Raw genomic sequence first — 20080 nt, forward strand, 5'->3', positions numbered from 1 at the left:
GATCTTCTCCGGCTTCGCGCCGCCCACCACCCTGAAGGGAGGAGCGCGCGGGCTCCGCGCCCGCCGCGCCACCACCATGGATGTCATCACCACCGGCCTGGGCATCCTGCTGGCCGTCGTACTGCTGATCCTGATCTGTCTGGCCATCATGGTCGGCCGCCTGTTCCGCAAGGTGGAACAGGGCAAGGCGCTGATCGTGTCCAAGGTGCGGCGGGTCGACGTCACGTTCACCGGCGCCGTCGTGCTGCCCGTGCTGCACAAGGCCGAGGTGATGGACATCTCGGTGAAGACCATCGAGATCGCCCGGACCGGCCAGGAGGGCCTGATCTGCCGGGACAACATCCGGGCGGACATCCGGATCACGTTCTTCGTCCGGGTCAACAAGACCGTCGAGGACGTGATCAAGGTGGCCCAGGCGATCGGCACCGCCCGGGCCAGCGACCAGGGGACGCTTCAGGAACTGTTCAACGCCAAGTTCTCCGAGGCGCTCAAGACGGTCGGCAAGCAGCTCGACTTCGTCGACCTCTACACCAAGCGCGACGAGTTCCGGGACCAGATCATCCGGGTCATCGGCACCGACCTCAACGGCTACAGCCTGGAGGACGCGGCGATCGACTTCCTGGAGCAGACCCCGATGTCCCGGCTCGACCCGGGCAACATCCTCGACGCCCAGGGCATCCGGAAGATCACCGAGCTGACCTCGCTGGAGCACGTCCGCACCAACGAGTACCAGCGCAACGAGCAGAAGGAGATCACCCGGCAGAACGTCGACGCCCGGGAGGCGATCCTGGAGCTTGAGCGCCGGCAGTCCGACGCCGAGGCCAAGCAGCACCGCGAGATCGAGACCGTGCGCGCCCGGGAGGAGGCCGAGATCACCCGGGTACGCGCCGAGGAGCGGCTGCGGGCCGAGGCGGCGCACATCCGTACGAACGAGCAACTGGGGATCCAGAACGAGAACCGCGCCCGGGAGATCGCGGTCGCCGAGAAGAACCGCGAGCGGGTCATCGCCATCGAGGCGGAGCGGATCGAGAAGGACCGCATGCTTGAGGTGATCAGCCGGCAGCGGGAGACCGAACTGTCCACCATCGCCAAGGACAAGGAGGTCGAGGCGGAGCGGCGGGCGATCGCCGAGGTGATCCGGGAGCGCATCGCCGTGGAGAAGACCGTCGCCGAGCAGGAGGAGAGCATCAAGCGGCTGCGGGTCGTCGAGGAGGCCGAGCGGACCCGGCAGGCGGTGGTGATCCAGGCCGAGGCGGAGGCGCAGGAGCACCTGGTCAAGGACATCAAGGCGGCCGAGGCGGCGGAGGCGGCGGCGCGGCACAAGGCACGCGAGGAGCTGACTCTGGCCGAGGCCCGGCAGCAGGCGGCCGAACTGGACGCCCGCGCCAAGATCCGGCTGGCCGAGGGCCTGCAGGCCGAGGCGGCGGCGGCCGGGCTCGCCGAGGTGCAGGTCCAGGAGCGCAGCGCCGAGGCGATCGAGCGGGTCGGCCGGGCGGAGGCGACCGTGGACCGGGAGCGTGCGTTGGTCACGGCCGAGGCGGTACGCGAGAAGCTGAAGGGCGAGGCGGAGGGCCTCACCGAGAAGGCGGCCGCGATGGCGGCGCTGGACGACGCCACCCGGGAGCACGAGGAGTACCGGCTGCGGCTGGAGATGGAGAAGGAGATCCGGCTCGCCGGCATCGACGTGCAGCGCCAGGTGGCCGAGGCGCAGGCCAGCGTGGTCTCCGCCGGCCTGGCCAAGGCCAACATCGACATCGTGGGCGGCGACAGCGTGTTCTTCGACAAGCTGCTCGGCTCGATCAGCCTGGGCAAGAGCGTGGACGGGTTCCTCAACCACTCGGACACCGCGCGGTCGCTCGCCGGGCCGTGGTTGGACGGCCGCAGGTCGTTCACCGACGACCTGACCGGGATCCTCGGCTCGTTCAACAGCGCCGACGTGCAGAACCTGACGCTGTCGGCGTTCCTGCTCCAGCAGATCAAGGCCGGCGGTGCCGAGGCCGGCAAGCTCCGCGAGCTGCTCGACGCGGCTCGGCGGCTCGGCGTGGCGGACGCGCCGATGGCCGCGCTGACCGGCGCGGCCCGGCCGGCGACGGCGGGAAGCTGAGCCGGTGACGGATCCGAGGATGCCCGCTCCGGCGACGTCCGCCGGGGCGGGCGCGGACGGGGAAGCCACGGCGGCGGTCGGGGCGGGCGGTGCCGGCCTGGGCGGTGCCGCCCGGGCCGGTGCCGGCCAGCCGGGTGCCGAGTCGGGTGCCGCCGGCCCGACCGGCTACGACGCCGGCAGCTACGAGGTGCTGCGTACCCGGCTGGCGGACCGGGCCGCCGAGCTGGCCCGGCGCGCGGAGCGGTTGAACGTCGAGCGGACCGCGGTGTTCGGCGGCACCGAGCTGCGCCTGCTGGGCACCGAACGGATCCGGACCCGGCACAACTGCGTGCCCCGGGACATCGTGCCGGTGGGCGGGCTGATGCTCTTCGGCTACAACGTCTTCATCGGGCTGAAGCCGGAGACCGAGGTCGACGACGTCTTCTCGCTGCACCGCTTCGTCCGCCAGCCGGCCGGGACCGGGCCGGCCGGGACCGGGCCGGCCGGGACCGAGCCGGTCGGGACCGGGCCGGTCGGGACCGAGCCGGTCGGGACCGGGCCCGCCGGCGAGGCCGGCGGCCCGGCCGGGACGTTCCGGTTCGAGGACGTACCCGCCGAGGAACTGCCCGGGCTGCTGCGCGACCCGGGGTTCGAACGCGACTTCGCGGAGCTGTACCGCTACTACCGGCAGACCCGGCTGTTGCAGCTGCGCCGGCTCGACGGCCGGCTGCTCGCGGTCTTCCAGACCGGCGAGCGGACCGACGACATCCGGGTGCTGCGCTGGAGCATCGGCGCCGACGGCGTACCGCGGTACCGGGACAACCGGGGCGAGCGCGAGCACAGCTTCCCGCCCTCGCACGACTTCGAGTGGATCGCCACCACCCGGGACGACCACGTACCGGGCCGGCACCCGCACGTGTCCATCCGGGGCCGGGTCTTCGTCGAAACCGTCGGCGGCACCCTCACGGTGAAGGTGGAGAACAACACCGAGTCCGGCGAGGGCATCTACAGCGAGCCGGTGGCCGAGCCGTTGCAGAGTCTCGCCGACGCCGACATCGAGTACGCGACGGTCGGCCCGCTGATCCTGCTGCGGCTGCGGCCGTACCGGGAGGACGCCTGGCGGCATCTGGTGTTCAACACGATCACCGGCGACGTGGTCCGGCTCGACGGCATCGGGATGGCCTGCCAGCGGCTGCCGGAGGACCACGGGATCATCTTCCCGGGCGGCTACTACCTGTCCAGCGGGGTCAGCCGGACCTTCGACGCGGACACCAGCGACCTGGAGTTCGAGCGGGTGATCCGGTCCGGCAACGGCGAGGACGTGCTGTACGTCTTCCACGCCCGCGCCGAGGGCCGGTCCCTGCTGCTGCCGTACAACATGATCCGCAAGGAGGTCAGCACGCCGATCGTCGGGCACGGCTACTCGCTGTTCCCCGACGGCACCCTGGTGGTGTTCCGGGCCACCTCGTCCGAGCCCACCCGGGTGCATCCGATGCAGGTCTGGCGTACGCCGTACCTGTCCGACGCGTACGCCGCGGCCCAGCCGGTCGGCGCCGGACCGCTGGAGCGGGTGGGCAACGCCGACCTGGTCCGCGGCATCTCGGACTGCCTCTCGGTGACCCGGCTGGTCGCCGAGACCACCCCGGCCACGGCCGTGTTCGAGGCGCTGATCGCCGCCTGCACCCGGATCTTCGACCACTACCACTGGCTCGCCGAGCCGGAACTGGGCAGCCTGGCCGAACCGCTGGCCGAGGTGCGCACCGCCGCCCAGCAGGTGCTCGACGAGTTCGAGGCGGTCGGGTCGTTGACCGCGCACGCGGCCGCACAGGTCGAGGTCGCGGCCGAGGAGATCGCCGCGCTGTCCCGCCGGGTCCGCGGCGCCGCGCCGCGCAGCGCCGACGACTGGGTACGCCAGCTCGCGGCGCTGCGCCAGGCGCAGGGCCGGCTGGTGACCCTGCGCGACCTGCGCCACGTCGACCTGGCCCGGCTCGACGAACTCGCCGCCGGGCTGACCGAGGAGATCGACGGCGCCGGACGCCGGGCGGTGGAGTTCCTGAGCCGCGACGACGCCTTCGCCGGCTACCGGTCCGAGGTGGCGGCGCTGGCGGACCGGGCCGCCGGACTGAGCCGGACCGCCGAGGCCGGGCCGCTGCGCGACGCGCTGGCCGAGCACACCGGCGGGTTGCAGGCGCTCACCGACGTGGTGGGCGCGCTGGACATCGCCGACGCCGCCGTCCGGACCGGGATCCTGGCCCGGGTCGCCGAGGTGCTGGGCGGGGTGAACCGGGCCCGGGCGGTGCTCGACGCCCGGCGCCGGGACCTGCTCGCGGCCGAGGGACGGGCCGGGTTCGCCGCCGAGTTCGCGCTGCTCGGCCAGGCCGTGACCGGTGCGCTCGCGGCGGCCGACACCGCGCAGCGGTGCGACGAACAACTCGGCCGGCTGCTGCTGCGGGTGGAGGACCTGGAGTCGCGGTTCGGCGAGTTCGACGACTTCCTCGCCGAACTGGCCAACCGGCGTACCGAGATCTACGAGGCGTTCTCGGCCCGCAAGCAGGCGCTGCTGGACGAGCGGTCCCGGCGGGCCGACCGGATCGTCTCCTCGGCCGAGCGGATCCTCGGCACGGTGCACCGCCGGCTCGCCGGGCTGGGCTCGATCGACGAGGTGAACACCTACTTCGCGGCCGACCCGATGATCGGCAAGCTGCGCTCGGTCGCCGCGGAACTGCGTACCCTCGACGACCCGGTCCGGGCCGCGGAGCTGGACGGGCGGCTGCGGGCCGCGCACCAGGAGGCCGGCCGGGCGTTGCGGGACCGGCTCGACCTGTACGCCGACGGCGGCGCGACGATCCGGCTGGGCCGGCACCGGTTCGCGGTGCACAGCCAGCCCGTCGACGTGACGCTGGTGCCGCACGACGGGCGGCTCATGGTGGCGGTGACCGGGACCGACTACCGGCGGCCGGTCCCGGCCGGTGCGCTGGACGGCGACCGGGAGTTCTGGGCCGAGTCGCTGGTCTCCGAGTCCGCCCGGGTGTACCGGGCGGAGTACCTGGCCAGCTCGATCCTGGCCGGCGCGGAGTCCGGCACGGCCGGACCCACCCTGGAGGCGCTGCACGCGGCGGCCGTCGACCCGGGCACGCTGCGCGAGCTGGTGCGCGGCATCGCGGAAACCCGGTACGACGAGGGGTACGAGCGGGGGGTGCACGACCACGACGCGGCGGCGCTGCTCGGCGCGCTGCTGCGGCTGTGCGCCGGCGCCGGACTGCTGCGCCACCGCCCGGCGGACCGGGCCGCGGCGCAGTTGTTCTGGCGGTACGGCGCCGGCGAGTCCGACCGGGCCGGCTGGGCGATGCGGGCCGCGTCGCTGGCCCGCGCCCGCGCCCGGTTCGGCCGGCCGGCAGCCGGGACCGACCCGACCGACGAACTGCGCGCCGAGCTGGCCGGGGCGATCGGCGCGTTCCGGCGCCGGGCCGGGATCGCCGGTACGCCGCCGGCGGCCGGTGCCGACCCGGCGGTGAGTTCGGCCGCCGGCGCCGGGTCGGACCGGCTGGCCGCCGAGTACCTGGTCGACGAGCTGGCGCAGGGACCCGTCGGGTTCGTCACCAGCGCCCGCGCGCGGGCGCTGGTGGACCGGTTCCGGGCGGCGCTCGGCGGCCCGCTGGCCCCGGCCGCCAAGGAGTTCGACGAGGACCTACGGGCCGTGCCCGACCTCGCGGCCCGGCACCAGCTCGTGACCGCCTGGTACGGCGGCTTCCTGGCCCGGTCCGCCGCCGACCCGGCCGCGACCGGCGGGGTCGCGGGCGGCGACGGTGCGGGTGGCGACGGTGCCGGCGGCGCCGCGGGTGGCGAGGTTGCCGGCGGCGTCGCGGGCGGCGACGGTGCGGGTGGCGACGGTGCCGAGCGGTTCGGCGCGGCCGACCTGCCCGAGGCGGTGGCGATCGAGCTGTGCGGCGCCGAACTGCCCCGGCACGACTCCACGGCCGCGCTCGCGGAAACCGTGGACGGCCTGCTCGGCACCCATCCGCGGATCGCCAACTCCCGGCTGGTGATCCGCCTCGACGAGACGCTGGAGCGTACCCGCCGGTTCCGGGACGAGCGGGTCCCGGCGTACCGGACGTACCAGCGCCGGCGCACGGAGCTGGTGGAACGGGAGCGGGACCGGCTGCGACTGCCCGAGTACCAGCCGAAGGTGCTCAGCGCGTTCGTCCGCAACCGGCTGCTCGACGAGGTGTACCTGCCGCTGATCGGCGACAACCTGGCCCGCCAGCTCGGCGCGGCCGGCGACACCGACCGGGTCGACCGGTCCGGCCTGCTGCTGCTGATCTCCCCGCCCGGCTACGGCAAGACCACCCTGATGGAGTACGTCGCCAGCCGGCTCGGCCTGGTCTTCGTCAAGGTGAACGGGCCGTCGCTGGGCTCCGCGGTCACCTCGCTGGATCCGGCCGAGGCACCGAACGCCACCGCCCGCCAGGAGGTCGAGAAGATCTCGCTCGCCCTGGAGATGGGCAGCAACGTGCTGCTCTACCTGGACGACATCCAGCACACCTCCCCGGAGCTGTTGCAGAAGTTCGTCTCGCTCTGCGACGCGCAGCGCCGGATGGAGGGCGTCTGGGACGGCCGGACCCGCACCTACGACCTGCGCGGCAAGCGGTTCGCGGTCTGCATGGCCGGCAACCCGTACACCGAGTCGGGGCAGCGGTTCCGGGTGCCCGACATGCTGGCCAACCGGGCGGACGTGTGGAACCTCGGCGACGTGCTGTCCGGCCGGGAGGAGGTGTTCGCGCTCAGCTACCTGGAGAACGCGCTCACCGCCAACCCGGTGCTCGCGCCGCTGGCCGGCCGGGACCGCCGCGACCTGGACCTGCTGCTCGCGCTGGCCCGGGGCGACGACACCGTCCGGCCCGAACAGCTGAGCCACCCGTACCCGGCGGTCGAACTCGACCAGATCCTCGCGGTGCTCCGCAGGATGGTCCGGGTCCGCTCGGTGGTGCTCGCGGTCAACCGGGCGTACATCGCCTCGGCCGCGCAGGCGGAGGCGTCCCGCACCGAGCCGCCGTTCCAGCTCCAGGGGTCGTACCGGAACATGAACAAGCTGGCCGAGCGGATCGTCCCGGTGCTGGACGACGAGGAACTCGCGGCGGTGATCGACGACCACTACCTCGGCGAGGCGCAGACCCTGGCGTCCGGCGCCGAGGCCAACCTGCTCAAGCTCGCCGAGTTGCGCGGCCGGCTCACCGCCGAGCAGTCCCGGCGGTGGACCGAGGTGAAGGCCGGCTACCTGCGGTCAAGGGCGCTGGGCGGGGCCGGGGACGACCCGGTGGACCGGGCCGTCGGCGCGCTGGGTCTGCTGGCCGACCGCGTCGGCGACGTGCAGGCCGCCATCGAACGCGCCGGCAGATGACGGGTGCCGGGTCACCGCCGGCGGGTTCCGCCGGTGGCGGCCCGGCGGGTGCTCAGAGCAGCCGGTCCCGGCTGATCGCCACGATCACCCGCAGGCCGAGCACGGTGGACGCGATGAGCCCCAGGTACCCGATGGCCTGGATCAGGGTGAGGCTGGCGGTGACCAGCACCCCGTCGTCCACCCCGAGCAGGAGCGCCGACACCACCCCGATGGTGCCGCTGAGCAGCGCGGTGACCAGCCGGTCGGCGATCCGCCGGATCACCCGGCTGTCGCGCTCGTCGGCGAGCAGCCGGACGTTGACCCCCCACTCGCTGCGCTCCATGGCCGCGCCGATCCGGTCGAGCCGGCGCGGAATCTTGCGCAGCAGCGGCACCAGCCCGGCAAGCTCCTCGTGCAGCGAACCCACCATGGCCGTACCGCCGAACGTCTGCTTGCCGATCCGGCCGGCCATCGACTTCGCCTCCTGCACCAGGGCGAAGTCCGGGTCGAGGACCCGCAGGGCGCCCTCCAGGGTGCCCATCGCGCGGAACAGGCCGGCGAGCTGCGGGTCGAAGGCGAGGCCGAACGTCGTGACCAGTGCGAGCAGCTCGCCGAACATCTCGGCACCGGGCTGCCGGCCGGGCACCAGCTGCTCGGCGAAGAAGCGGCTGATGGCCCGGTCGAGGGCGTCCAGGTCGACGCGTTCCGTCACGACGGCCAGCTCCAGCAGCCCGTCCCGGAGCATCTCCGGGTCGCCGCGCTGCACCGCCAGCAGCAGCCGGACCAGGGACAGCCGCTGCTGTGCGTGCAGCCGGCCGACCGACCCGAAGTCGATCTGCGCGAGCGTGCCGTCGGGCATCACCAGCAGGTTGCCCGGGTGCGGGTCGGCGTTGAAGATGCCGCCCTGCATCACCTGGGCGAGGAAGTTGGCCAGCAGGCCGCGGGCCAGTTCGGTGCGGTCCGCGCCCTGCTCCGTGAGGAGGGCGTCGCTGTCGCGCAGTGGCGTGCCGTCGAGCCACTCCAGCACCAGCACCCGGCGGCTGGACACCTGCTCGAACACCCGCGGTATCCGCAGCGGGTGACCGTCGTCGGGCTGCTCGGCCACGGCGGCCGTGTTGCGGGCCTCCAACCCGAAGTCCAGTTCGGACCGGAGGTTGTCGGCGAAACCCTCGGCCAGTTCCACCACGCCGATCCGGCGCGCCCACGGCGTCGTACGCTCGATCCGGCGTGCGAGCTGGAGGATCGCCTCCAGGTCCCGGTCCACGAGATCGACGATGCCGGGCCGCTGCACCTTCACCGCCACGTCCTGACCGTCGGCCAGCCGCGCCCGGTGCACCTGCGCGATCGACGCCGCGGCGATCGGGGTCTCGTCGAACCGGGCGAAGATCTCGCTCGGCGGCCTGCCCAGTTCGGCCCGGACCACGGCCGCGATGGCGGCCGGCTCCGCCGGAGCGACCCGGTCCTGGAGCACCGTGAGCTGCTCGATCACCACCGGCGAGAGCAGGTCCGGCCGGGTGGACAGGACCTGGCCGAGCTTCACGAAGATGCCGCCGGCCTCCTGGAGGGCCAGGGCGAGCTGCCGTCCGGTGCGCTGGAGGCGTACCTCGGCGTTCCGGCCGGATCGTGCGTTGAGGCTGGCCAGGTCCGCCAGCAGGCCGTGCCGCGCGGCGATGGACAGCAGCGACAGGTACCGGGCGGTCCGCGCCGCCCGACGCCGCACCGCGCGTACGGGATGCGGGATGCCGCGCGCCGACAGTTCGATCTGGCCGAGCCCGGCCGGGCGGCCCAGGAATTCCAGCGCGGCCACCGAGACCAGCGAGGCGAGGATGGCGCTGACCAGGAACACCGTCAGGTCCTCGGTGCCGACCCCCGGACTGATCCGGGCCGCCCAGCTTCCGACGGCGAGCCCGACCACGCCGCTGAGGAAGCCGCGGGCCGGGCCGATCCGGAAGCCCAGCAGCCGGCCCACGGCGATGCCGAAGATCGGCATCCAGACGAGGCTCATGGCCCCGACCAGGAACACGTTCACAGCGGCACCTCGTCGCGAAGGGGTGGTCACGGCGGTGTGGAAACGACGGCCGGAGCCGGTCGCCATCTGGGACCGGCTCCGGCCGGGAGCGATCAGCCGCGGGCGTGCGGCCGGGTTGGGTCAGCCGACGACGGGCGTGCGGCCGGGTCGGGTCAGCCGACGGCGGGGGTGCGGCTGCCGCCGTACACGCGCACGAGGGCGACGATGGCCGTGACGAACGCGATCAGCAGGCCGGCCCACTGCATGACGGCGCCGATCCACGGTCCGAACTCGCTCGGCGTGCCCAGCCGGCCCCACATCGAGCCCTCGATCAGGCCGCCGCCCATCACGAACGCGGCGACGATGAGGCCCACGATCAGGATCCAGCGGGCTCGGCCTCCCATGGCGAGCACCAGGATCCCGCCGATGCCGAGGATGATCGGCCCCGGCGGGATGGTGGGGAATCCGGGCACGCCGACCAGGTACTGGACCAGTACCCCGAGGCCGGCGAGGAGCAGGCCGAAGCCGAGGATCAGGTGGAGCTGTGTGGGTTTCTGCTCAACACTCATGGGTTTCTTCCTTACGTCGGGACCGTCCTCGCCGGACATCGCGGGCCGGTCGGCCACGATCCTCACCATGCAGGACGACCCGCGGCCGGGCGTCCGTCAGAAGCGGGTCCCCGGGTACGCAGGTTTGCGTACCCGACTCGGAAAGCCTCGCGGCGCCGCCCTCCCGTCCCCGTCGATCACGGCGCTGTGGCAACGGGAAGCGCCTTCAGGCACGCAAATGCCTTGATCCACGAGGGCGCGCGCGGGTGCGTGTGGCATATCCGGACGGGGATCGTCCGCAACTGGCGCTACCGTGCCGGCATGGCCATTGCACGATTTCCCAGCGTTGTTCTCGACTGCCCGGACCCGGCCGCGCTCGCCACGTTCTACGGCAGCCTGCTGGACTGGAAGATCGACATTTCGGATGACTGGGCGGATGTCCGCGCCGACTACGGGCAGTGTCTCTCGTTCCAGCAGGTAGCGGACTACACCCCGCCCCGGTGGCCGGGCCAGGACACGCCCCAGCAGATGCATCTCGACCTCATCGTCGACGACCTCGACGCCGCGGAGGCCGCGGTGCTCGAACTCGGCGGCAAGCGGCACGAGCACCAGCCCGGTGAGTCGTTCCGGGTGTTTCTCGACCCGGCCGGGCATCCGTTCTGCCTCTGCGTGGAGTGATCCGGCCCCGGGCGATCCGGCCCCGGTTGATCCGACGCCGGTTGATCCGACGCCGGGTGATCCGACCCCGCGTCATCCGGCTCCGGGTGGGGTGATCCGACGCCGCCTGGAGTGGTCCGACTCCGGGCGCGGTGCCCCGACCCGGCGGTAGGAGCGGCGGGCTCGGGGCCGCCGCACCGCGCGGGGCCGCCCTACGCCGGGACCCGTAGGGCGGCCTCGGCGGCCGGCCGACGAGGCTCGCGCCACTCGATCCGTCCCTGCACGAGCAGGGCGTCGATCGCGAGCAACCGGTCACCCGCTGCCGCCAGGCGGTCGCGGGCGTCCGCGGGCAGCGACACCGTGGAGTCGCCGGCCAGGGGCAACAGGTGCAGGGTCAGCTCGGCGCCCGCGTGCATCCCGACGTCGCGCAGGTTGACGATCCACGCCGAACCGTCCCAGAAGCGGTCGGTGACCGGCCGCCCGTCGACCCGTAGCTGGCCGACATCGCCGGCCCAGTGGATCCGCAGGTGGGCGTCGAGCGACGGGTCGGTGGCCCAGGACGGCAGCGGCACCCGGTAGACCGCGGCCAACCCGTCGAAGGTGGCCGGATCCGGGGCGGACTGCCGGCCCTCGAACGTTCCGTAGCCGGCCGGCACCGGGCCGGCGGCCCGCACCGGCTGCGCCACCACCCGGGCCACCCGGGCATCAGAATCAGCGGGCTGTGCCGGCTCGGGCACCATGTGAGCGTCCGATTCCGGGCGCCGCACCGGTAGGTCGACGAACGCGCCCCGGCCGGGCTCGTAGGCGCGCACGCCCGGGGCGTACGCGTCGATCCGGCCGTCGAGGTCCCAGCACAGCTCGTCCGGCGCGAGCAGCAGCCGGCGGGCCGGGCCGTGCTCGCAGACCCAGATCTCGGCGGCGCTGTCGGCGGGCAGGACCAGCAGGTCCAGCGCCGCGCCGGCCGGCCGCAGCCGCACCGGGGTCAGCCCCGGTTCGACGGTGGCGGCGACGCCGTCGACCGAGTACGTGGCCTCGATACCGGGCTCGGCGACCAGCACCAGGGTGGGCACGTCGCCCGGCAGCACGGTGAGGGCGGAGGCGGTGGCCCAGTCGAGGCGTACCCCGCCGATGGTCAGCGCGACCGGCCAGCGGGCCAGGGTGCCGGCCGGGATGTCCACCGGCCGGGCGGGCAGCACGACCTCCTCGTGGTCGAGCCGGACCCGGAACCGGGCGTCCCGGTAGGTCGGCAGCGGTACGTGCGGCTGGTGCCAGGCGATGAAGAGGAAGCCGCTGGTGCCGTCGCTGCGCAGCGCCCAGCGCAGGGTGCGGTCGTCCTGCACCCCGGCGGGGCGGACCTCGGGCAGGCTGGAGGGCATCTCGGCCAGCTCGGCGCCGAACGCGGCCAGGAACGCGTGCTGCCGGCGCAGCTCGGCGTGGCTGGCGGCGAGCAGGCCGGCCTCGCCGATCGGGGCGTGGAAGTCGTAGCCCAGCCGGGGCAGGTCGTTGGGGTAGCCGGTGGCGTGTGACTCCTGCATGCCCTGGTCGCCGGGCGGGTTGGTGCCGCCCGCGTACATGTAGTAGCCCTGCCAGGCCGAGCCGTTGCCGATCTTGCAGTGTGCGATGGCCGCGACGTCCAGGGCCGCCGGCCGGGGCCGGCGGTGGTACGCGGTGGCCATGCCGCCACCGAGTTCGCAGGTTGCCGGCGGGAAGGTCGCCGAGGGGGTACGCGGATGCGTCGGCTCGGCGCTGCCGGAGTGCAGTTGCTGGCGGCGGACGTCCGCGCCGATCCCGGGGTCGTCCCAGACGTGTGAGAAGAAGTAGTGGTCGCGGAAGGTCGGATCCCAGGGGGCGTCGGCGTCCACCCAGAACCCGTCGCCGTAGCCGCCGTAGAGCGGCAGCACCTCATCGGGCGGCAGGTCGGCGCCGCCCCACGCGGTGGCGGTCCACAGTGGCGCGGAGATCCCGGCCGCGCGGGCCAGTCGCTTGAGGGTGATCAGGTGGCCGGGCTGGTCGTACAGCTCGTTCTCCAACTGGATGCCGAGCACCGTCCCGCCGGGTCCGCACCGGCCGCGCAGCGCGGCGGCGAGCTGGTCGAACCATTCGCGGACCAGGGCGAGGTAGCCGGGGTCGTCGGTGCGGTGCCGTACGGCGGCCCGCTGGACCCAGTCCGGGAAGCCGCCGTTGCGGGCCTCGCCGTGGCACCAGGGGCCGATCCGGAGGATGACGTCGAGACCCTCGGCGACCGCCAGGTCGACGAAGGCGGCGACGTCGAGGTTGCCGTCGAAGCGCGGCCGGCCCCGGTGCTCGACGTGGTGCAGCCAGAAGACGTAGCTGGTGGCCACCGTGACGCCGCCGGAGCGGAGCTGGCGCAGCCGCTGCCGCCACCGGTCCCGGGGTATCCGGCTGTAGTGGATCTCGCCGGAGACGGGCAGCACCGGCCGGCCGTCGCGGATCAGGTAGCGGTTGGTCAGCGCGACACCGGGCCGCGAGTCCTCGTCGTTGCCCATCCGCGGCCGGCGCAGCGGCTCCGACCAGGGATGGTGCCGGACGGCGAGCGGCTCGGTGGGCAAGGCGACTCCTCTGCGACGAACGATCGGCGGGTCGTGGTCCACCCGCCGCCGCCGGGCGCCGGAACTGTAACCGGTCACACCCGCATGGCTCCGCACGATACAACGTGGTAACCGGTTTGACGCAAGGACTTGACATCTGCCACGAGGCCCATCACTGTGACCGGTCACAGGTCCTGTCTCGGCGACCGCGTCTTCCCGGGGCGGCGACCCTGGCCGCGCCGGTCGCGGGCGACCTCGCCCACCGCCGGTTGCGGCGATCCGACCGCGCTCGCCGCGGCCGGCCGACCGAGGAGGATTGATGAAGAAGGCATTTCTGCCGCTCGCCGGCCTGCTGGCCGCGGCGCTCCTGACGACCACCGCGTGCGGCAGTTCCGACGACTCCGGCGGTGACAACACCAAACCCGGCGAAAAGGTGGAACTCACCTACTGGAGCTGGGCGCCGAACATGGACAAGGTTGCCGAGGTCTGGAACTCCAGCCACCCCGACATCCACGTCACGGTCAACAAGCAGGACGGCGGCGACCCGGCGGTGACCAAGCTGCTCACCGCCATCAAGGCCGGCAGCGGCGCACCCGACGTCATGCAGGCCGAGTACCAGAAGGTCCCCACCCTGGTCTCCGCCGACGCCGTCGCCGACATCTCCAAGGAGGTCGGCGACCTCAAGGCGAAGTTCCCCGAGTCGGCATGGAACGGGGTCACCCTCGGCTCCGACGCCGTGTACGGCGTGCCGCAGGACTCCGGCCCGATGATGTTCTACTACCGCTCCGACGTCTTCGACAAGCTCGGCCTGAGCGCCCCGACCACCTGGGACGACTACGCGGCGGCGGCCCGGAAGATCCACGCGGCCGACCCGAAGCAGTACCTCGGCACCTTCTCCGCCAACGACGCGGGCTGGTTCGCCGGGCTCTCGCAGCAGGCCGGCGCGTCCTGGTGGGGCGTGCAGGGCGACGCCTGGAGCGTCGCCATCAACGACGCCAACACCCAGAAGGTCGCCCAGTACTGGGGCGGGCTGGTGCAGGACGGCGTGATCGACAACAAACCGATGTACACGCCGGAGTGGAACGCCGCACTCAACGACGGCAGCCAGGTGGGTTGGCTCGGCGCGGTGTGGGGACCGGGCGTGCTCGAAGGAAACGCGGCCTCGACCAAGGGCAAGTGGAAGGCCGCGCTGCTGCCGCAGTGGGACACCGCCAAGCCGGCCAACGGCAACTGGGGCGGCTCGGCCACCAGCGTCACCAGCCAGAGCAAGCACAAGAAGCAGGCCGCCGAGTTCGTCGCCTGGCTGAACACCGACCCGGCGGCGCTCAAGGCGCTGGTCTCCGAGGCCAACGTCTACCCGGCCTCGGTCGACGCCACCGCCACGGCACTGACCTCGCCGCCGGCCTTCTTCGCCGACCAGGCCGACTTTTACGCCATCGCCGCCGAGGCCAGCAAGACCACCAACCCGTTCACCTACGGGCCGAACGTCAACGTCACCTACAACGCGTACAACGACGCCTTCGGCAAGGCGGCCCAGTCCAAGCAGGCCGCGACGTTCACCGCGGCGCTGGCCACGATGCAGCAGGCCACCGTCGACGACATGAAGAACGCCGGCTTCAAGCTCGCCGGCTGACCCACCGCCCGCGGTACGGCGCGACACCCCTCGCGCCGTACCGCGGGCGACCCGACACGGAGGGAAGGAGACGGCCGTGACGGCGTTCCCCAACACCACCCGTACGCCCCGGACCACCACCCGCGGCGGCCGGCGCGCCGCGCTGCCGTACTCGTTCCTCGCGCCGGCCCTGATCCTGTTCGCGGCGTTCCTCGCCGCCCCGATCGGCTACACCGCCTACCTGAGCCTGCGCCGGGTCAAGGTCAGCGGCCTGGGGCTGGGCGCCGGAAGCCGCACCGAGGTGTGGGCCGGACTGCAGAACTACAGCCGCTCGCTCACCGACCCCGAGTTCCTGCCCAGCGTCTACCGGATCGCCGCGTACGGCCTGATCGTGGTGCCGACGATGCTCGGCGTGGCGCTGCTGATGGCGCTGCTGCTGGACGCCGGCCGGACCCGGGTCGGCGGCTTCGCGCGTACCTCGATCTTCCTGCCCTACGCGGTGCCCGCGGTGATCGCCTCGCTGCTGTGGGGCTTCCTCTACCTGCCCCGGGTCAGCCCGATCGCCGACGTGCTGGCCGGCATCGGCATCGCCCCGCCGGACGTGCTCGTCGGCTCCTCGGTGCTCTGGGCGGTGGCCAACATCGCGGTCTGGGGCGGTACCGGATTCAACATGATCGTGATCTACACGGCGCTGCGGGCCATCCCCAGCGGCCTGTTCGAGGCGGCCCGCCTGGACGGCGCGTCGGACGTGCAGATCGCCTGGCGGATCAAGATCCCGATCGTGCTGCCATCGCTGATCATGACGTTCGTCTTCTCGCTCATCGCCACGCTCCAGGTCTTCGCCGAGCCGATGACGCTGCGCCCGCTCTCCAACAGCATCTCGACCACCTGGACGCCGCTGATGAAGGTGTACCGGGACGCCTTCACCCGCAACGACGTCTACTCGGCCGCGGCCACCTCGGTGGTGATCGCGGTGGCGACCTTCGTGCTGTCCTTCGGGTTCCTCAAGATCGTCGGATCCCGGGCCTTCAACCAGGAGGACTGACCATGGCCATCTCCACCGCGGCCCCGCCGGTCGCCGGCACCGGGCCGGCAACGGCCGGCCGCCGGCAGCACCGCCCCGGCCGGCGGATCAGCCCGTCGGCCACCATCCTGCTGCTGCTCGGCGCCGCGTACTGCCTGTTCCCCGTGCTCTGGGTGCTGATCGCCGCCACCAAGAGTTCGGGCGAACTGTTCTCCACCTTCACCCTGTCGCCCAGCACGCACCTGCTGGAGAACATCCGGGAGCTGAGCGAGTACCGCGGCGGCCTCTACTGGCGCTGGATGGCCAACACCGCCCTGTACGCCGGGGTCGGCGCCGCGGTGTCCACCCTGGTGTCCGCGATGGCCGGCTTCGCCCTGGCCAAGTACGCCTTCCCCGGCAAGTCGGTCGTGTTCAACATCCTGCTGGCCGGGGTGCTGGTGCCGGGCGTCATCCTCGCCATCCCGCAGTACCTGCTGCTGGCCAAGGTCGGGCTGACCAACACGTACTGGTCGGTGCTGCTGCCCAGCGCCATCAGCCCGTACGGGATATATCTGTGCCGGATCTTCGCGGCGGCGGCGGTACCCACCGAGATGATCGAGGCGGCCCGGATCGACGGCGCCGGGGACTGGCGAACCTTCGGCCGCGTGGTCCTGCCGATGATGCGTCCCGGGCTGGTGACCGTCTTCCTGTTCCAGTTCGTCGCGATCTGGAACAACTTCATGCTGCCGTTCATCATGCTCGGCGACGACCACCTCTACCCGATCACCGTGGGCCTCAACGGCCTGCTCAACCAGGGCGCCAGCCAACCCGCCATGTACATCTCGGTGGTCACCGGCGCGCTGCTGTCGATCGTCCCGCTCGTCGCGCTCTTCCTCGGCCTGCAACGCTACTGGCGGGTCGACCTGGGCGCCGGCGCGGTCAAGGGATGAGGAAGCGATGGCGGAGATTATGATCCCACCCGTGCCGACCTCGCCCGGTACGGGGCGTAAGCGGCCCACCATCCGCGACGTGGCGCGCGAGGCCGGGGTCTCTTACGCGACCGTCTCCCGCGTCCTGAACGGCCGGGAGTGGGTCAGTCCCGAAGCGGTACGGTCCGTCCGGGACGCCATCGCGCGCACCGGCTACACGACCAACCCGCACGCCCGCTCGCTGGCCACCGGCCGGTCCGGCTCGATCGCCTTCCTGCTCACCGAGCCGCAGCACCTGCTCTTCGAGGACCCCAACTTCTCGGTGCTGCTGCGCGGGGTCGCGCAGGCGCTGTCCGACCGGGAGCTGACGCTGATCCTGATGATCGCGTCCAGCCCGACCGAGCGGAACCGGACCGTGGCGTACCTGTCCGGCGGGCACGTCGACGGGGTGCTGCTGGTCTCGCCACACTCCGGCGATCCCCTGCTGAGCCAGCTCGTCCAGGCCGAGGTGCCGATCGTGGCCTGCGGCCGGGTGCTCGGCTACGAACAGCTCATCAGCTCGGTGGCGGCCGACGACCGGGCCGGCGGCCGGTCCGCGGTGGAACACCTGATCGCCGCCGGCTGCCGGCGGATCGCCACGATCAGCGGACCGCAGGACACCTCGGGTGGGGTGGACCGGTTGCAGGGCTACCGCGACGCGCTGGCCGCGCACGGCATCCCGGTGGAACCGGCCCGGATCACCCACGGCGACTGGAGCCGGGAGAGCGGCGCCGCCGCCATGCGGTCACTGCTGGACCAGGCGCCCGACCTGGACGCGGTCTTCGCGGCCTCGGACGCCATGGCCGCCGGGGCGCTGCCGGTATTACGCGAGGCCGGGCGCGACGTACCCGGCGACGTACGGGTGGTCGGCTTCGACGACTCCGGACTGGCCGCCACGCTGGATCCCCCGCTCAGCACGGTCCGCCACCCGCTCGACCGGATCAGCGAAGAGATGGTCCGGCTGCTCACCGACCTGATCGCGGGGCGCACCCCGCTGTCCATCACGGTGCCGACGACCCTGGTCGTCCGGTCGTCCTCACCCGCACCGGGCTGAGGCGGACCGGCCCGCCGCAGCGGAACGACCACCCCGGCACCCCCCAGGCCCGTCCGGCAGAGCCGCCGGACGGATGCCCGTCCCCACCGGGCATCGCATCCCTTCCCCCACGTGAAGGAGCGCCATGAAACCGTACCTCAGAGCCCTCGCGGCCACCCTCGCCCTGGTGGTCCCGCTGGCTCTCCCCGCACCCGCGCAGGCGGCGAACACCCTCACCATGCTCGGTGCGGACGTCTCCTCGCTCCAGCGCAGCCTCGACCTCGGCGCCCGGTACTACGCAGCGTCCGGAGCCCAGGCCGACCCGTACGACATCCTCAAATCGAAGGGAGCCAACTACCTGCGGCTGCGCATCTGGAACAACCCGGCCAGCGGCTACAACAACAAGGCCAAGGTGCTCCAGCAGGCCCGGACGGTCAAGGCCAAGGGCTTCAAGCTGCTGATCGACTTCCACTACTCGGACACCTGGGCCGACCCGGGCAAGCAGTACCCGCCCGCGGCCTGGGCCTCGCACTCGATCAGCCAGTTGCAGAGCGACGTGTACAACTACACCTACGACATCTGCACGTCGCTGAGGGCGCAGGGCACCACCCCGGACGCGGTGCAGATCGGCAACGAGATCAACGTGGGCATGCTGTGGCCCAACGGCAAGGTCGTGAACAGCAACTTCGCCCCGCTCGCGGGCCTGCTCAAGCAGGGCTACAACGCCACCAAGGCGTGCAACGGCGGCACCCAGGTGTGGATCCACACGGCGGACGCGGACAGCGACGCGAACGCCCGCTGGTTCTACGACGGCATCCGGTCCCAGGGCGTCAACTGGGACGTCACCGCGCTCTCGTACTACTGCATGTGGCACGGCACGCTGGCGAACCTGTACAACGTGATCGCCGACGTGAAGTCCCGGTACGGCAAGCCGGTGGTGATCGCCGAGACGGCGTACCAGTTCACCACGGCGGACGCCGACGGCGAACCGAACGCGATCCCCGGCACCCAACTCTGCGACAACATCCCGGCCAGCTGGTCGGGGCAGGCCCAGGAGTTCAGTTGGGTGCAGAACACCGCCCGCAACGCCGGGGCGGTGGGCGTCTTCTACTGGGAACCCACCTGGTACGCCATCAGGGGTAACGGTTGGGATCCGGCGAACATCAACGGGACCGGTGACGGCTGGGACAACATGGCCATCTTCGACTGGACCGGCCACGTGAACCCGAACCTGTACTGGACCCCGTAGCACCAACCGGGTTCGACGGGTGCCCAGCCGTGGCACCCTGACCACCCGTCGGTCATGCGTCAGCCACCTCAGGGCACCGGCCTGAGGTGGCTCACGTATGACTCAGCGGGCCGCGTCGGTCGGCCGTCGGCGGTCGGCGGTCGGCGGTCGGCGGTCGGCGGTGAGTGTCCGGTAGGGAGGCGACGGCCGGCCTGGAAATCCGCTGGCTGACCGAGTTGCGCTGAGCGAGGGTGGCGGGATGAGGATTCGGGAGGCGACGGCGGCGGACTGGGCGCAGATCTGGCCGTTTTTCCGGCGGATCGTCTCGGCGCGGGAGACGTACACCTATGATCCTGATCTGTCCCAGGAGCGGGCGCGGGAGCTCTGGATGCCGGCGCCGCCGGCCCGCACGGTGGTCGCGGTCGACGAGGCTGGCCGGGTGGTGGGGTCGGCCAAGATGAACCCCAACCAGGCGGGTCCGGGCGCGCACATGGGCAGTGCGAGCTTCATGGTCGATCCCGCGCACGCCGGCCGGGGGATCGGTCGGGCCCTGGGCGAGTACGTCATCGAGCGGTGCCGGCTCGACGGCTACCGGGCGATCCAGTTCAACGCGGTGGTCGAGACGAACACCCGCGCGGTCCGGCTGTGGCGGTCGCTCGGGTTCGAGGTGCTGGCCACGGTGCCCGAGGCGTTCCACCATCCGGTGCACGGGTACGTCGGCCTGCACATCATGCACCGCCGGCTGGCTCCGCCCGGACCCATTGCAACTCCGCCCGGACCTGCCACGGCTCCGACCGGACCTGGGACGGCGCCGACCGCACCCGTGGCGGGGGAGCCTCCCGGGCGGTAACCACGAACGGCGGGCCGCAGCCCGGCGGCGTCGCGGGTCAGGAGACGTCTGTTCGCCCGTTGGACGCGGAGGGTTGTCGTACTCGTCGGCCTGTCGGCATCTGTGTCCACGAGGGTCGCCCCGACCAGGCACACATGCGGAGAGGGCAACAAGTCATGGATGAG

11 protein-coding genes and 1 pseudogene are annotated in these 20080 nt (G+C 72.5%); 9 read left to right on the plus strand and 3 right to left on the minus strand.

From position 1 onward, the window contains the following. The first annotated feature begins 76 nt into the window (after nucleotides 1-76). The gene (locus CIK06_RS00845; protein WP_095563199.1) at nucleotides 77-2104 is read left to right on the plus strand and encodes a hypothetical protein; all 2028 of its coding nucleotides are present in this window, start codon (nucleotides 77-79) and stop codon (nucleotides 2102-2104) included. A 19-nt stretch (nucleotides 2105-2123) separates the two neighbouring features. Then, nucleotides 2124-7481 (plus strand): DNA repair ATPase, encoded by a 5358-nt coding sequence (locus CIK06_RS30430; RefSeq protein ID WP_095563200.1) that lies wholly within the window; start codon nucleotides 2124-2126, stop codon nucleotides 7479-7481. Nucleotides 7482-7533: 52 nt separating this feature from the next. Here CIK06_RS30430 and CIK06_RS00855 read toward each other — a convergent pair whose 3' ends face one another. Both CIK06_RS00855 and CIK06_RS00860 read right to left on the minus strand, forming a co-directional pair. Further along, nucleotides 7534-9489 carry an AarF/ABC1/UbiB kinase family protein gene (locus CIK06_RS00855; protein WP_198348060.1) on the minus strand — a complete coding sequence of 652 codons (1956 nt, stop codon included), beginning with the start codon at nucleotides 9487-9489 and terminating at the stop codon, nucleotides 7534-7536. Between the two features lie 152 nt (nucleotides 9490-9641). Next, entirely contained in the window at nucleotides 9642-10037 is a 396-nt protein-coding gene (locus CIK06_RS00860) for a hypothetical protein (RefSeq protein ID WP_095563202.1), read from the minus strand. A 300-nt stretch (nucleotides 10038-10337) separates the two neighbouring features. Here CIK06_RS00860 and CIK06_RS00865 point away from each other — a divergent pair, with 300 nt between their 5' ends. Then, complete coding sequence (locus tag CIK06_RS00865; RefSeq protein ID WP_095567463.1) at nucleotides 10338-10694, plus strand: VOC family protein; 357 nt, start codon at nucleotides 10338-10340, stop codon at nucleotides 10692-10694. 191 nt (nucleotides 10695-10885) lie between these two features. On the opposite strand, the gene CIK06_RS00870 is transcribed toward CIK06_RS00865, so the two are convergent. Then, nucleotides 10886-13243, minus strand: a complete 2358-nt coding sequence (locus CIK06_RS00870) for a beta-galactosidase (RefSeq protein WP_232533937.1) — start codon at nucleotides 13241-13243, stop codon at nucleotides 10886-10888. A gap of 298 nt (nucleotides 13244-13541) precedes the next feature. On the opposite strand from CIK06_RS00870, the gene CIK06_RS00875 reads away from it, so the two are divergent. The 6 genes and pseudogenes from CIK06_RS00875 to CIK06_RS00900 all read left to right on the plus strand — a co-directional run. Then, nucleotides 13542-14855: an ABC transporter substrate-binding protein gene (locus CIK06_RS00875; protein WP_095563203.1), complete on the plus strand. Its 1314-nt coding sequence runs from the start codon at nucleotides 13542-13544 to the stop codon at nucleotides 14853-14855. Between the two features lie 76 nt (nucleotides 14856-14931). Continuing rightward, nucleotides 14932-15879 carry a carbohydrate ABC transporter permease gene (locus CIK06_RS00880; protein ID WP_095563204.1) on the plus strand — a complete coding sequence of 316 codons (948 nt, stop codon included), beginning with the start codon at nucleotides 14932-14934 and terminating at the stop codon, nucleotides 15877-15879. A gap of 2 nt (nucleotides 15880-15881) precedes the next feature. Continuing rightward, a complete protein-coding gene (locus CIK06_RS00885; protein WP_095563205.1) occupies nucleotides 15882-16787 on the plus strand; it encodes a carbohydrate ABC transporter permease in 906 nt (301 codons plus the stop codon). A gap of 19 nt (nucleotides 16788-16806) precedes the next feature. Further along, nucleotides 16807-17859, plus strand: a complete 1053-nt coding sequence (locus tag CIK06_RS00890; protein WP_095563206.1) for a LacI family DNA-binding transcriptional regulator — start codon at nucleotides 16807-16809, stop codon at nucleotides 17857-17859. Nucleotides 17860-17983: 124 nt separating this feature from the next. Beyond that, entirely contained in the window at nucleotides 17984-19087 is a 1104-nt protein-coding gene (locus tag CIK06_RS00895) for a glycosyl hydrolase 53 family protein (RefSeq protein WP_095563207.1), read from the plus strand. Nucleotides 19088-19325: 238 nt separating this feature from the next. After that, nucleotides 19326-19811, plus strand: a pseudogene (locus CIK06_RS00900) (N-acetyltransferase family protein); the annotation flags it as partial. Nucleotides 19812-20080 lie beyond the last annotated feature (269 nt).

The sequence above is a fragment of the Plantactinospora sp. KBS50 genome (genome assembly GCF_002285795.1).
Taxonomy (GTDB): domain Bacteria; phylum Actinomycetota; class Actinomycetes; order Mycobacteriales; family Micromonosporaceae; genus KBS50.

Excerpts from the sequence above, each read along its gene's own strand:
- CIK06_RS00845 (WP_095563199.1), top strand. The coding sequence starts at position 77 with ATGGATGTCATCACCACCGGCCTGGGCATCCTGCTGGCCGTCGTACTG.
- CIK06_RS30430 (WP_095563200.1), top strand. The coding sequence starts at position 2,124 with ATGCCCGCTCCGGCGACGTCCGCCGGGGCGGGCGCGGACGGGGAAGCC.
- CIK06_RS00860 (WP_095563202.1), bottom strand. The coding sequence starts at position 10,037 with ATGAGTGTTGAGCAGAAACCCACACAGCTCCACCTGATCCTCGGCTTC.
- CIK06_RS00865 (WP_095567463.1), top strand. The coding sequence starts at position 10,338 with ATGGCCATTGCACGATTTCCCAGCGTTGTTCTCGACTGCCCGGACCCG.
- CIK06_RS00875 (WP_095563203.1), top strand. The coding sequence starts at position 13,542 with ATGAAGAAGGCATTTCTGCCGCTCGCCGGCCTGCTGGCCGCGGCGCTC.
- CIK06_RS00885 (WP_095563205.1), top strand. The coding sequence starts at position 15,882 with ATGGCCATCTCCACCGCGGCCCCGCCGGTCGCCGGCACCGGGCCGGCA.
- CIK06_RS00890 (WP_095563206.1), top strand. The coding sequence starts at position 16,807 with ATGATCCCACCCGTGCCGACCTCGCCCGGTACGGGGCGTAAGCGGCCC.
- CIK06_RS00895 (WP_095563207.1), top strand. The coding sequence starts at position 17,984 with ATGAAACCGTACCTCAGAGCCCTCGCGGCCACCCTCGCCCTGGTGGTC.